The following is a 12508-nucleotide window of genomic DNA, read 5'->3' as shown; positions in this document are numbered from 1 at the left end:
GACCCCTTGAACACGAAGCGGAAGACCGGAGGCTTGCTGATGTGCGGGATCACCGGATGGGTCGCGTTCGAGCGCGACCTCACCTCCGAACGGGGTGTCCTCGACGCGATGACGGCCACCCAGCTCCGCCGCGGCCCGGACGCCGGCGGCGTCCACCTGGAGCCGCACGCCGCGCTCGGCCACCGCCGGCTCGCGGTGATCGACATCGCGGGCGGCATCCAGCCGATGACGGTCGAGCACGACGGCCGGCCGTTGGCCGTGCTCACCTACAGCGGCGAGGTCTACAACCACCGCGAACTGCGCGCGGAACTGGAGGCGGCCGGGCACCGCTTCCGCACCCACAGCGACACCGAGGTCGTGCTGCGCGCCTACCTGGAGTGGGGCGAGCACCTGGCCGAGCGGCTCAACGGCATGTTCGCCTTCGCGGTCTGGGACGTCCGGCGCGAGGAGCTGCTGCTGGTCCGCGACCGAATGGGCGTCAAGCCCCTGTACTACCACCGCACCCCGGACGGCGTGGTCTTCGGCTCCGAGGTCAAGGCCCTGCTCGCCCACCCCGCCGTCCGCCCGGTGGTGGACCTGGACGGGCTGCGCGAACTGCTCGGCTACACCCGCACCCCCGGCCTCACCCCGTACCGGGACGTCCACGAGGTCCGGCCCGGGCACGTCGTCCGGGTGCGCCGCGAGGGCCTCTCGGTCCGCCGCTACTGGGCGCTGGAGGCACGCGAGCACGGCGACAGCCTGGAGGCCACCGTCGCCACCGTCCGGGCCCTGCTGGACGACATCGTGCACCGCCAGCTGGAGGCGGACGTCCCGCTCTGCTCGCTGCTCTCCGGCGGCCTGGACTCCAGCGCCGTCACCGCCCTCGCCGCCCGGACGCTGGGCGCCGCCGGGGCCGGGCCGGTGCGCTCCTTCTCCGTCGGCTTCGCCGGGCAGAGCGAGAACTTCCACGCCGACGACGTCCGGCAGACCCAGGACGGCCCGTACGCCCGGCTGCTCGCCGACCACGTCGGCGCCGACCACAGCGTCGTCGAGCTGGACGCGGCCGACCTGACCGACCCGTCCCGGCGCTCCGCCGTGCTGCGCGCCCGCGACCTGCCGAACGGCGTCGGCGACATGGACACCTCGCTGCTGCTGCTCTTCCGGGGCGTGCGCCGGCACTCCACCGTCGCGCTGTCCGGCGAGTCCGCGGACGAGCTCTTCGGCGGCTACCGCTGGTTCCACGACCCGAAGACCATCGCCGTCGAGGACTTCCCCTGGGCGCTCGGCCTCACCGACATCGCCGGCGGCGGAGCCACCCCGCGCGAGCACCTCCTCGACGCCGGACTGCTCCGCAAGCTCGACCTGGACGGCTACCGCCGGGCCCGCTACCGCGAGGCGATCGCCGAGGTCCCGCACCTTCCGGCCGCCGATTCACTGGAACGGCGGATGCGCGAGATCTCGTACCTCAACCTGACCCGTTTCGTCTGCATCCTGCTCGACCGCAAGGACCGGATGAGCATGGCCAACGGCCTGGAGGTACGGGTGCCGTTCTGCGACCACCGGCTGGTCCAGTACGTCTTCAACACCCCGTGGGCGATGAAGTCCTTCGACGGACGGGAGAAGAGCCTGCTGCGCGCCGCGGTCCGGGACGTGCTGCCGCAAGCGGTCGCCGAACGGGCGAAGAGCCCGTACCCGGTCACCACCGACCCGCACTACCCGGCGAAGCTGCGCGCCGGACTGGCCCGGCTCGCCGCCGAACGCACGTCCCCGGCTCTGGACCTGCTGGACCGGCGGCGCCTCGCCGACGCGCTCGCCCCGGACACCGACCCGCAGTCCGTCCGACTGGCCGTCGACCTCGCACTGGACTTCGACGCCTGGCTGACGGAGTACCGGGTGACGCTGGAGCTGTGAGCAGCGGATTCCTCAGCGCCCGAGCCCCGGACAACGGAGAGCGGAGCGCCCGCGCCGCCACCCGCGAGGCACCGGGGCGCCCGGCACCACCACCCGGACGGCGCAGCCGCCGACGCCCGCGCCCTCGTACTCCGTCCGGGTGATTGTGCGGGACCATCCCGGCAGGCCCGGAGGCCCCGGGGTGAGGTAGCGTCGCCGACACCTCCCGAATGGCGGACGAACTCGTGGATTACCGCTCACGTACCGTCAGGATGGAAGCGAAACGTTCACCTCGATCCGCCGGGGGATCCCGTCATGCAGCCGCGAGTCTTCGCGATTCTCACCGCCCTGCTCCTGGGCGTCCTGGGCCTGGGATCGGTGGCCGTCACCGACTGGTCGCCCGCGGCGGCCACCGCGACCCCGGGCGCCGGCGGCCCCGGGGCCGCCGGCGCCCGGCTTTCCGCGGCCGGCCCCGCGAGCGCCACCCCGACCGGCGACCCGGCGGTGTGGACCCGCTCCACGCTGCGCAACAAGCTGATGGCCGAGATGGACGCCACCGACCCCGGCGTCGCCCTGGCCGACCTCGACAAGATCACCAAGGAGAAGCCGTACACCGTGCGTTTCTGCCACCCGATCGCGCACGAGCTCGGCCACGCGGCGGTCAAGCGCTTCAACGCCGACTTCCAGAAGGTCATCTCCTTCCCCCACGAGACCTGCGCGGCCGGCTACCTGCACGGCGCGGTCGAGGAGATGCTCAACGCCTCCACCCAGCCCGAGACGGACCTGCTCAAGCTCTGCGCGCCCAAGAACGCCGGACCCTGCATCCACGGCGTCGGCCACGGCACCATGTTCGTGGTCAAGCAGGACGTCGCCAAGGCGCGCGACCTGTGCAACAAGTTCCCCTCCGAGCAGAACCGGATCCGCTGCTCCGAGGGCCTGTTCATGCAGCTCTTCGGCCCGGACGAAGAAGACGAGCAGGCCAAGGCCAACCTGCCCGCCGACAAGCTCGCCCAGGATCCGCTCTACCCGTGCAAGGACCAGCCGGCGTTGTTCCAGTCCGCCTGCTACTTCTACGCCCCGACCTTCTACCTGTCCTCGCACGACTACCCGAACCACCCCGAGGTCTACGCCGAGGCCCTCAAGTGGTGCCTGAACGGCAAGGCCGGCGGCGGGGCGGTGGACTGCAGCCGCGGCGTCGGCTCACGCACCATGAAGTACAACCTGGACCGCGAGGACTGGGCGGCGCAGCAGTGCGCCACCGCCGCCGACGGCTGGCAGCGCAAGGCCTGCGCCGAGGGCCTGGTCAGCTACTACACGGTCAACTACACCGACGGCGGCGCAGCCGGACGGCTCTGCGCCAAGATCACCGACAAGGAGATGCAGGGCTACTGCCGCTCGGCCAGTGGCCTGTCCAGCACGTTGGACTGACGCTCCCGGTCTCAGCATGAGGGCCCTCGCCGCACGGCGAGGGCCCTCATGCGTACGATCGCCCGATCATCGCCTGATCAGGGTGCGCCAAGGAAGCCGCGCCTCGCCCAGCCAGTCCCCCGGCCTCCCTGGAGCACGCCATGACCACCGAGGACTTCCCCGGCACCGATTTTCGCAGTGCCGCGCACGCCACCGCCGACCTGGTCTCCGACTACCTCGCCGAACTGCCCGGGCGCCCGGTCTGGCAGCCCATGGACGATTCCGCCCGCCAGGCCCTGCTCGACGCCCCGCTGCCCGCCGGGGGCCGCCCGCTCGACGAGCTGATCGGCGCCATCGAGCGGGACGTCCTGCCGTACCCGATGGGCAACGGCAACCCTCGCTTCTTCGGCTGGGTCAACTCCGCCCCCGCCCCCGCCGGGGTGCTCGCCACCCTCGCCGCCTCCGCGATGAACCCCAGCTCGGCCGGCGGCGACCACGCCGACGTCCACCTGGAGCGCGCCGTGGTCCGCTGGATAGCCGAGCTGGTCGGCTTCCCGCACCCGGCCGGCGGCGGCCTGCTCACCTCCGGCACCTCGATGGCGACCATCGTCTGCCTCGCCGCCGCCCGCAACCGCGCCGCCCGGCTCGCCGGCCGGGACGTCCGCGAGGACGGCCTGGCCGGACTCCCGCCGCTGGTCGGCTACGTCACCGGCGAGACCCACTCCTGCGTCCGCAAGGCCGCCGAACTCCTCGGCCTCGGCAGCAGGCACCTGCGCACCGTGGCCACCGGCCCGGACGGCCGGCTGGACACCGCCGACCTGCGGGCGGCGATCGAGCGCGACCGCGCGGCCGGCCTGCTGCCCTTCCTGGTGGTCGCCTCGGCCGGCACCGTCGGCGCCGGCGCGGTGGACGAGTTCGGCCCGATCGCCGACCTGTGCGAGGACCAGGGCCTCTGGCTGCACGTGGACGGCGCGTACGGCGCCTTCGGCCGGCTCGACCCGGCCATCGCCCACCGCTACGCCGGCCTGGAGCGCGCCGACTCGCTCGCCCTCGACCCGCACAAGTGGCTCGGCGTCCCGGTCGACTGCGGCTGCGCGCTGGTCCGCGACACCGAGGAGCTGCGCGGCACCTTCAGCCTCGTCCCGTCCTACCTGCGCGACGAGGCGGCCGGCGCGCTCGGCTGGTTCTCCGAGTACGGCACCGAGCAGACCCGCCCCTTCCGGGCCCTGAAGGTCTGGGCCACCATCGCCCACAAGGGCCGCGACGGCCTCGCCCGGGACATCGCCCGGTGCACCGCGCTGGCCCGCCGGCTCGGTGAACTCGTCGAGGCGGACGAGGAGTTGGAGCTGCTCACCGAGGTGCAGACCTCGATCGTGGCATTCCGCCACCGTGCGCCCGGTCTGGACGAGGCCGCCCGCGACGCCCTCAACCGCGACCTCCCCGTCGCCGTCCAGCGGCGCGGCCGGGTCTTCGTCACCGGCGCCCGCCTGGGCGGCGCCGAGATGCTCCGTGCCTGCCTCCTCAACGCCGCCACCACGGAGGCCGACCTCCACCTCCTGCTCGCCGAGGTCAAGGCCGCGGCGTCGGAACTGCTGCGGTAGACCGCTGCGCCGGGGCGGGCGGCCCACCGCCGGTCAGCGGCTCCCGGGGTCGTTGGGGTGCGGTTCGAGTGCCGTCACCGTGGCCGTCATCCACGGCCACAGCGGCAGGCTGCCGAGCACCTTCCCACGGAGCTCCGCCTCGTCCGCCGCCCGCCAGACGCCGATGCTGCGCCGCTCGCCGACCGGGCGCCACAGCCGCGCCAGGTGGCCTGCGGCGGCCAGCTCGCGGGCGCGGACGGCCTCGGCGGCGCGCCGCCGGTCCACCTCCTCGGCGGGGGTGCCCTCGGGCACGACGGTCGTGATCTCGACCAGGAACTCGTTCACGGCACGGCTCCGTTCTCAGGGGGTTCCGGCGGGATCGCCCCCCAGGACCGGGGCTCCGCCGCCCCCCTCATCGTCCGTCCGCCGCCCGCCCGGCGCCACGACCGGCAGCGGCAGGGCCCCCGACCAGGCCTGGCAGACCCGGCCTTCCAGGAGGGAGGAAGCCGGTCCCGGCGCCGGGGCGGTTCGGCGTTGCCCGACCACGGCGCCCGGCCTACCGTCGAGGGGTCGGCCGGCGGACGCCCCGAAAGGACGGGGCCGCAACCGTGGCCGACACCGATCCCGCGCCCGCCACCGGGCCGATGCCCGGCCGCGCCCACCGGAGGTAGGTCGTGCCCACGTCCCAGTCAGTGCCGCGGCAGAAGGTCGCCCTCATCACCGGAGCCTCCCAGGGCATCGGGGCCGGCCTGGTCGACGGCTACCGCAAGCTCGGCCACGCCGTGGTCGCCACCTCGCGCGGCATCGCCCCCGCCGACGACGAGGGCGTCCTCTCCGTCCCGGGCGACATCGCCGACCCGGCGACCGCCGAACGGCTGGTCTCCGCCGCGATCGAGCGCTTCGGCCGGATCGACACCCTGGTCAACAACGCGGGCCTGTTCGTCGCCAAGCCCTTCACCGACTACACGCCCGCCGACTACGCCGCCGTGACCGGCGTCAACCTGACCGGCTTCTTCCACCTCACCCAGCTGGCCGTCGGTCAGATGCTCTCGCAGGGCGGCGGACACATCGTCAACATCACCACCAGCCTGGTCGACAACGCCGACACCCGGGTCCCCTCCGTGCTCGCCTCGCTGACCAAGGGCGGCCTGCAGTCCGCCACCAAGTCCCTGGCCATCGAGTACGCCACCCGGGGCATCCGGGTGAACGCCGTCTCCCCCGGCAACGTCCGGACCCCGATGCACGCCCCCGGGACCCACGACCACCTGGCCCGGATGAACCCCGTCGGCCGCCTGGGCGAGATCGCCGACATCGTCGACGCCGTGCTCTACCTGGAGAACGCGGCCTTCGTCACCGGGGAGATCCTCCACGTCGACGGCGGCATGAGCGCCGGCCGCTGAGCCCCCGTTGCCCCGCCCCCTCCCTTCGACTCCCGGAGCAGAGCGATGAACCGGACCAACGCCCAGGACGAGGCGATCCTGCGCGACGTGCTCGACCGCTGGAAGGCCGCCGTCGACCAGCACCGGCCCGACCGGGTGGCCGCCCTCTTCACCGAGGACGCGGTCTTCCAAGGCCTGCACCCCTACAGCGTCGGACGCGCGGGCGTCGCCGCCTACTACGAGTCCCAGCCGCTCGGGATGACCGCCGAGTACCGCGTCCTGGAGACCCGCCGGCCGGCCGACGGCCTGCTCCTCGGCTACCTCGGCACCGAGTTCGCCTTCACCGACCGCCCGACCCTCACCGTCAACCTCGGCGTCCTGCTGCAACGCTCCGACGACGGGTGGGCCATCGCGCACTACCAGGTCTCGCGACTGCCCTGAGCGCCGGGAACGCCGTCCACCGTCGGCCGCCCGCCGTCCCGGCCGCACGAGGCACCGGTCGGGACCTGCGCCGACGCCGTCCCGGTCGGCCGGCCCGCCGTCCCGAACCCGTCCCGGCCCGGCGTCCCACCGCCCGACCGCGACACGGGCATTCGCACGTTCACGATCACGTAACCGAACGGAAGCGCACCGTCGGTAGCGTCGGCGGCATGAAGGCATCACGCACGCGCCCCGAACGGCTCTGGCACCGGCCCTTCCGCAGGTCCGACCGCAGGTGCGCGACGCCCGAGGGCCAGGCCACCCGGCTGCCCGCGCTCACCGGCGGCCCGTACCGGACCGCCCGGCCGCACCCGTCCGCCACCCGCACCACCGGCCAGGCGCCGGAGGCCCCGTCCCGGCTGTCCCTGCCGGACGGGACCGGGCTGCTGCTGCGTCCGGCAGGGCCCGCCGACCGGGCGGCGGCGCTGGCGATGCACGACCGCTGCTCCCCCGCCGCGCTGCGGCTGCGCTACCACGGCCCGGTCCGCGACGCCGGCCGCTACCTGGACCACCTCCTGGACCCCCGGCACGGCCGCAGCCTCGCGGTGACCGCCCCGGACGGGCGGATCGTCGCGCTCGGGCACCTGATGTGGGACGACGGCGAGGCCGAGCTGGCCGTCCTGGTCGAGGACGCCTGGCAGCGGCACGGGCTGGGCCTGGCGTTGCTGCGGCAGCTGTCGGCGACCGCCCGGGCGGCCGACGTCCGGACGGTCTACGCAGTGACCCACGGCACCAACACCGGGCTGATCGCCGCGATGCGACGGCTGGACGCGCCGCTGGACTTCCGGGCCGACGACGGCACCCTGGTGATCACCGCCACGCTGGCCGCCGGAAATCCGGCCGGCTGCACCCACCGCCCGGACCGCTGATCATTTCTTCACCAGATCCTTACCGGACGGCTCGGGAACCCGGCGGCACCCGTGGAGCGTCGTCAAGCAGTAAGGGGTCGCTCCGTACACCGCCCTCCTTGACGGGCCCTCAGCAGCGCCCGCGAGCGCGTCGCAGCAGGCGGCGCGGGGTCCGGATCGTCCGGTCGGGCGACGGAGTCGGTAGGCTGACCCCCGTCCCCGCCGCCCGACGGCCCGTTATCCGGTCGCAGGCGGTGCCGCAGCAAGGAGGAACCACTGAGCATGGCAGGCACCGAATCGGAGCCCACAGGCGCACGCGACGCCTCGCTGCCGGCCCGCGCCAAGATCGCGGTCACCGCCGGCCGGGTCGCCGCCGCCGTGTCGCGCAAGGCCGGGCGCGGGAGCGGCTCGGTGATCGGCGGCAAGGTCGCCCTCAAGCTCGACCCCGACCTGCTCGCCACCCTCGCCGACCACCTCGACGTCGTCCTGGTCAGCGCGACCAACGGCAAGACCACCACCACCCGCCTGATCGCCGAGGCGCTGCGCGCCGCCGGCCCGGTGGTCTCCAACGCCCTGGGCGCCAACATGCCCGCCGGCATCACCTCCGCCCTGGCCGGCGGCACGGACGCCCGCTTCGGCGTGATCGAGGTCGACGAGAAGTACCTGGCGATGGTCGCCCGCGACACCCGCCCCAAGGCGATCGCCCTGCTCAACCTCTCCCGCGACCAGCTCGACCGCGCCGCCGAGACCCGGATGATGGCCGAGAAGTGGCGCGAGGGCCTCCAGAACACCGAGGCCGTGGTCATCGCCAACGCCGACGACCCGCTGGTGACCTGGGCCGCCTCCTCCTGCAAGAAGGTGGTCTGGGTGGCCGCCGGACAGGCCTGGAAGGAGGACGCCTGGTCCTGCCCCGCCTGCGGCGGTGTGATGCAGCGCCCCGGCGACGACTGGTTCTGCCAGGACTGCGGCTTCCGCCGGCCCAACCCGCACTGGGCGCTCCAGGGCACCCACGTGATCGACCCGCAGCGCGGCGCCTGGCCCATCCAGCTCCAGCTGCCCGGCCGGGCCAACCTGGCCAACGCCACCAGCTCGGCCGCCGTCGCCGCCGTGTTCGGCGTCGCCCCGCAGGTCGCCCTGGAGCGGATGCGCTCGGTGGCCGCCGTGGCCGGCCGCTACGACGTGGTCCAGTACCAGGGCCGGGACATCCGCCTGCTGCTGGCCAAGAACCCGGCCGGCTGGCTGGAGACCTTCTCGCTGATCGACGGCCCGCCCGCTCCGGTGATCCTCTCCGTCAACGCCCTCGACGCCGACGGCACCGACACCTCCTGGCTGTGGGACGTCGACTACGAGCGCCTCGCCGGGCACCCGGTCTTCGTGATGGGCCAGCGCAAGCTGGACCTGGCGGTCCGCCTGGAGGTCGCCGGGCTCCAGTTCCACGTGGTCGACACCCTGGAGCAGGCCGTCCGGATGGCCCCGCCCGGCCGGATCGAGGCCATCGCCAACTACACCGCCTTCCAGCAGCTGCGGAAGGTCGTGGCCGGCTGATGCCGCGCCCGCACACCAGTCTTTACGTGACGGAAGGCCTTCGAGGATGAGTGAGAGCAGCCTGCGCGTGGTCTGGGTCTACCCGGACCTGCTCAGCACCTACGGCGACCGGGGCAACGCCCTGGTCGTGGAGCGCCGGGCCCGCCAGCGCCACCTCAACGTGACCCGGATCGACGTCCGCTCCGACCAGGCGATCCCCACCAGCGGCGACATCTACCTGATCGGCGGCGGCGAGGACCGCCCGCAGCGCCTGGCCGCCGAGCGGCTGCGCGCCGACAGCGGCCTGGTGCGGGCCTCCGAGAACGGCGCGATCATCTTCGGCGTCTGCGCCGGCTTCCAGATCATGGGCCACGAGTTCATCAACGACCTCGGCGAGCGCGAGCCGGGCCTGGGCCTGCTCGACGTCTGGACCACCCGCGGCGAGGGCGCCCGCTGCGTCGGCGACGTGCTCGCCGACGTCGACCCCCGGCTCGGCCTGCCGCAGCTGACCGGCTTCGAGAACCACCAGGGCGTCACCCACCTCGGCCAGGGCGTCCAGCCGTTCGCGAACGTCTCCGTCGGCCGGGGCAACGGCACCGGTGACGGCACCGAGGGCGCCTGGCGGGACACCGTGTTCGGCACCTACCTGCACGGCCCCGTACTGGCCCGCAACCCCGCCGTGGCCGACATGCTGCTGAAGCTGGCGCTGGACGTCAGCGCCCTGCCGCCGGCCGACACCACCTGGTACGACGCGCTGCGCGCCGAGCGCATCGCGGCCGCGACGCGCCCCCAGTAGTACATCCGTACGCCCCGGTCGGGTGCCCGCCATGCGGTCACCCGGTCCGCGGGCGGCCCCGGACGTACCACAATGGGGGCTGCCTACTGCACACCCTCCTCGGCAGCAGGCTGCAATTCCGCGCGGGGGCGCCGACGGCGCCGCTCCCGCGTCGGCTCCTGCCCGGCCGGACCAGGGGCCGTATGCTCGACTTCGCGGCCGTTTTCGGGCGTTCTGTCCGGATCGGCCGGTCCTTCACCCCACGGCCACCTCCCCGCCACCACGGTGCGGGAGCGCCCCGTTACGGTGTCGGCTCGTCGTCCCAGCCTGTAGTCCGGCCGTTCCTCGGTTCTGCTCGGGAGTTGCAAAGCTAATGCGTATTGGAGTGCTGACCAGCGGCGGTGACTGCCCCGGCCTGAACGCGGTGATCCGCTCCGTGGTCCACCGGGGGGTGGTCGACCACGGCGACGAGATCATCGGGTTCGAGGACGGGTGGCGCGGATTCCTGGAGGGCCACCACCGCCCCCTGACCCTGGACTCGGTGAGCGGCATCCTGGCCCAGGGCGGCACCATCCTCGGTTCCTCCCGGGTCCAGCCGAGCCACCTGCGGGACGGCGTCGAGCGGGCCAAGAAGTACTGCTCCGACCTCGGCCTGGACGCGGTCATCCCGATCGGCGGCGAGGGCACCCTGAAGGCCGCCAAGCTGATGAGCGACGCGGGCCTGCCGATCGTCGGTGTGCCGAAGACCATCGACAACGACATCGCCGCCACCGACGTGACCTTCGGCTTCGACACCGCCGTCTCGGTGGCCACCGAGGCGCTGGACCGGCTGAAGACCACCGCCGAGTCCCACCAGCGGGTCATGGTCGTCGAGGTCATGGGCCGGCACACCGGCTGGATCGCGCTGAACGCGGGCATGGCGGCCGGCGCGCACGCCATCGTCGTCCCGGAGCGCCCGTTCCACATCGAGAAGCTCACCGCCGTCGTCCGCGAGCGCTTCGACCGGCAGAAGAAGTTCGCCATCGTGGTCTGCGCCGAGGGCGCCAAGCCCGAGCCCGGCACCATGCACTGGGAGGAGGGCACCAAGGACATCTACGGCCACGAGCGGTTCACCGGCATCGCCACCCAGCTGTCCCGCGAACTGGAGCACCGCCTCGGCAAGGAGGCCCGGCCGGTGATCCTCGGCCACACCCAGCGCGGCGGCACCCCGACCGCCTACGACCGGGTGCTCGCCACCCGCTTCGGCTGGCACGCCGTCGAGGCCGTCCACAAGGGCGCCTTCGGGCACATCACCGCGCTGCAGGGCACCAACATCAACCTGGTGCCGCTGGCCGAGGCGGTCGCCGAGCTGAAGACCGTGCCGCAGAACCGTTACCTGGAGGCCGAGACGGTCATCTGACCGCCCTGCGCCCTCCCGCAGGCCCCCGGACCGCACCGCGCGCTCCGGGGGCCTGCGCACATCCGGGACGTCCGGTGGCCCGCGCCCGGCCCCGCCCGCTAGCGTGGCCGCAGGAGCCGACTGGAGGGACCGGGCATGGAGATCCTCGCGTACGGGGTGCAGGCCGACGAGCGGCCGCTGCTGGAGCAGGCCTTCGCCGGCCGGCACGGGCTGCGCTGCCTGGACGTGTTCCTCAACCGCGACACCGCCCCGCTGGCCGCCGGCTACCCGGCCGTCAGCAGCAGCGTCAACGCCGTCCTCGACGCCGAGACGCTCGCGGTCCTGGCGGCGGGCGGCACCAAGCTGATCGCCCAACGCTCCACCGGCTTCAACAACATCGACCTCGACGCCGCCGCCGAACTCGGCCTCACCGTCGCCCGGGTCTCGCACTACAGCCCGTACTCCGTCGCCGAGCACGCCTGGGCCCTCGCCCTGGCCGTCAACCGGCGCCTCAACCGCGCCGCGAACCGCACCCGCGAGTTCGACTTCCGCCTCGACGGCCTGCTCGGCCGGGATGTCCACGGCATGACCGTCGGCGTGATCGGCACCGGCAAGATCGGCGAGTGCTTCGCCCGCATCGCGGCCGGCTTCGGCACCGAGCTGCTCGGCTGGGACATCGCGCAGAACCCGGCCTGCCTGGAGCTCGGCATGACGTACACCGAGCTGCCCGAACTGCTCTCCCGCGCCGACCTGGTGAGCCTGCACGTACCCCTGCTGCCGTCCACCCACCACCTGATCGACGGCGCCGCACTCGCCCGGATGAAGGACGACGCGATCCTCATCAACTCCAGCCGCGGCGGCCTCATCGACAGCGCCGCCCTCGTCGAGACCCTCCGCGCCGGCCGCCTCTCCGGCGTCGGCCTCGACGTCTACGAGGAGGAGACCGGAGTCTTCTTCACCGACCGCTCGATCCACGGCATCACCGACGACGTCCTCGCCCGCCTCGTCACCTTCCCCCAGGTCCTGGTCACCAGCCACCAGGCGTACTTCACCCGCACCGCCGTCGGCCAGATCATCGACGCCACCGCCCGCAACATCGACGACTTCGCCGCCGGCGTCCGTAACGAGAACACCTTGGTCCCGAAGGCCTGACTACACCCTCTCCCCGCCGGTGACCATCCCGGCCGTTTGCATGGCCACCCTCAGCTTCTACCTGCACATCGATACCAGCGAGACCACCAGCACAACCGCGTACGACAAGTTGACCG

At 73.3% G+C, this 12508-nt stretch carries 11 protein-coding genes; 10 read left to right on the top strand and 1 reads right to left on the bottom strand.

Translation table 11 applies throughout. The features are described 5' to 3' along the window. Positions 1 to 39: 39 nt before the first annotated feature. The 3 genes from asnB to ACIRRH_RS17755 all read left to right on the top strand — a co-directional run bounded on the left by asnB (position 40) and on the right by ACIRRH_RS17755 (position 4877). Positions 40 to 1890, top strand: a complete 1851-nt coding sequence (gene asnB, locus ACIRRH_RS17765) for an asparagine synthase (glutamine-hydrolyzing) (RefSeq protein ID WP_403067941.1) — start codon at positions 40 to 42, stop codon at positions 1888 to 1890. Positions 1891 to 2184: 294 nt separating this feature from the next. Then, positions 2185 to 3297: a hypothetical protein gene (locus ACIRRH_RS17760; RefSeq protein WP_403067729.1), complete on the top strand. Its 1113-nt coding sequence runs from the start codon at positions 2185 to 2187 to the stop codon at positions 3295 to 3297. 140 nt (positions 3298 to 3437) lie between these two features. Beyond that, positions 3438 to 4877, top strand: a complete 1440-nt coding sequence (locus tag ACIRRH_RS17755; protein ID WP_403067727.1) for a pyridoxal phosphate-dependent decarboxylase family protein — start codon at positions 3438 to 3440, stop codon at positions 4875 to 4877. A gap of 33 nt (positions 4878 to 4910) precedes the next feature. Here ACIRRH_RS17755 and ACIRRH_RS17750 read toward each other — a convergent pair whose 3' ends face one another. Then, positions 4911 to 5201, bottom strand: a complete 291-nt coding sequence (locus tag ACIRRH_RS17750; RefSeq protein WP_403067725.1) for a muconolactone Delta-isomerase family protein — start codon at positions 5199 to 5201, stop codon at positions 4911 to 4913. A 329-nt stretch (positions 5202 to 5530) separates the two neighbouring features. Here ACIRRH_RS17750 and ACIRRH_RS17745 point away from each other — a divergent pair, with 329 nt between their 5' ends. The 7 genes from ACIRRH_RS17745 to ACIRRH_RS17715 all read left to right on the top strand — a co-directional run bounded on the left by ACIRRH_RS17745 (position 5531) and on the right by ACIRRH_RS17715 (position 12392). Beyond that, positions 5531 to 6256: an SDR family NAD(P)-dependent oxidoreductase gene (locus ACIRRH_RS17745; RefSeq protein ID WP_403067723.1), complete on the top strand. Its 726-nt coding sequence runs from the start codon at positions 5531 to 5533 to the stop codon at positions 6254 to 6256. Positions 6257 to 6301: 45 nt separating this feature from the next. Further along, positions 6302 to 6676, top strand: a complete 375-nt coding sequence (locus tag ACIRRH_RS17740; protein ID WP_403067721.1) for a YybH family protein — start codon at positions 6302 to 6304, stop codon at positions 6674 to 6676. 209 nt (positions 6677 to 6885) lie between these two features. Beyond that, positions 6886 to 7584: a GNAT family N-acetyltransferase gene (locus ACIRRH_RS17735; RefSeq protein WP_403067719.1), complete on the top strand. Its 699-nt coding sequence runs from the start codon at positions 6886 to 6888 to the stop codon at positions 7582 to 7584. Positions 7585 to 7845: 261 nt separating this feature from the next. Beyond that, entirely contained in the window at positions 7846 to 9108 is a 1263-nt protein-coding gene (locus ACIRRH_RS17730; protein ID WP_403067709.1) for a MurT ligase domain-containing protein, read from the top strand. Between the two features lie 46 nt (positions 9109 to 9154). After that, positions 9155 to 9883 (top strand): type 1 glutamine amidotransferase, encoded by a 729-nt coding sequence (locus tag ACIRRH_RS17725; protein ID WP_403067707.1) that lies wholly within the window; start codon positions 9155 to 9157, stop codon positions 9881 to 9883. A 352-nt stretch (positions 9884 to 10235) separates the two neighbouring features. After that, on the top strand, positions 10236 to 11261 hold the full coding sequence (locus tag ACIRRH_RS17720; RefSeq protein WP_403067705.1) for a 6-phosphofructokinase: 1026 nt from the start codon (positions 10236 to 10238) through the stop codon (positions 11259 to 11261). A gap of 135 nt (positions 11262 to 11396) precedes the next feature. Further along, complete coding sequence (locus tag ACIRRH_RS17715) at positions 11397 to 12392, top strand: 2-hydroxyacid dehydrogenase (RefSeq protein WP_403067703.1); 996 nt, start codon at positions 11397 to 11399, stop codon at positions 12390 to 12392. Positions 12393 to 12508: the final 116 nt, after the last annotated feature.

It is taken from the genome of Kitasatospora sp. NPDC101235 (assembly GCF_044767505.1).
GTDB lineage: Bacteria > Actinomycetota > Actinomycetes > Streptomycetales > Streptomycetaceae > Kitasatospora.
Note: the sequence above shows the minus strand (reverse complement) of the source record. Positions and strands in the feature narration are given on the sequence as shown.

Coding starts and splice junctions, on each gene's coding strand:
- ACIRRH_RS17760 (WP_403067729.1), top strand. CDS start 2,185: ATGCAGCCGCGAGTCTTCGCGATTCTCACCGCCCTGCTCCTGGGCGTC.
- ACIRRH_RS17755 (WP_403067727.1), top strand. CDS start 3,438: ATGACCACCGAGGACTTCCCCGGCACCGATTTTCGCAGTGCCGCGCAC.
- ACIRRH_RS17725 (WP_403067707.1), top strand. CDS start 9,155: ATGAGTGAGAGCAGCCTGCGCGTGGTCTGGGTCTACCCGGACCTGCTC.
- ACIRRH_RS17730 (WP_403067709.1), top strand. CDS start 7,846: ATGGCAGGCACCGAATCGGAGCCCACAGGCGCACGCGACGCCTCGCTG.
- ACIRRH_RS17715 (WP_403067703.1), top strand. CDS start 11,397: ATGGAGATCCTCGCGTACGGGGTGCAGGCCGACGAGCGGCCGCTGCTG.
- ACIRRH_RS17720 (WP_403067705.1), top strand. CDS start 10,236: ATGCGTATTGGAGTGCTGACCAGCGGCGGTGACTGCCCCGGCCTGAAC.
- asnB (WP_403067941.1), top strand. CDS start 40: ATGTGCGGGATCACCGGATGGGTCGCGTTCGAGCGCGACCTCACCTCC.
- ACIRRH_RS17740 (WP_403067721.1), top strand. CDS start 6,302: ATGAACCGGACCAACGCCCAGGACGAGGCGATCCTGCGCGACGTGCTC.
- ACIRRH_RS17735 (WP_403067719.1), top strand. CDS start 6,886: ATGAAGGCATCACGCACGCGCCCCGAACGGCTCTGGCACCGGCCCTTC.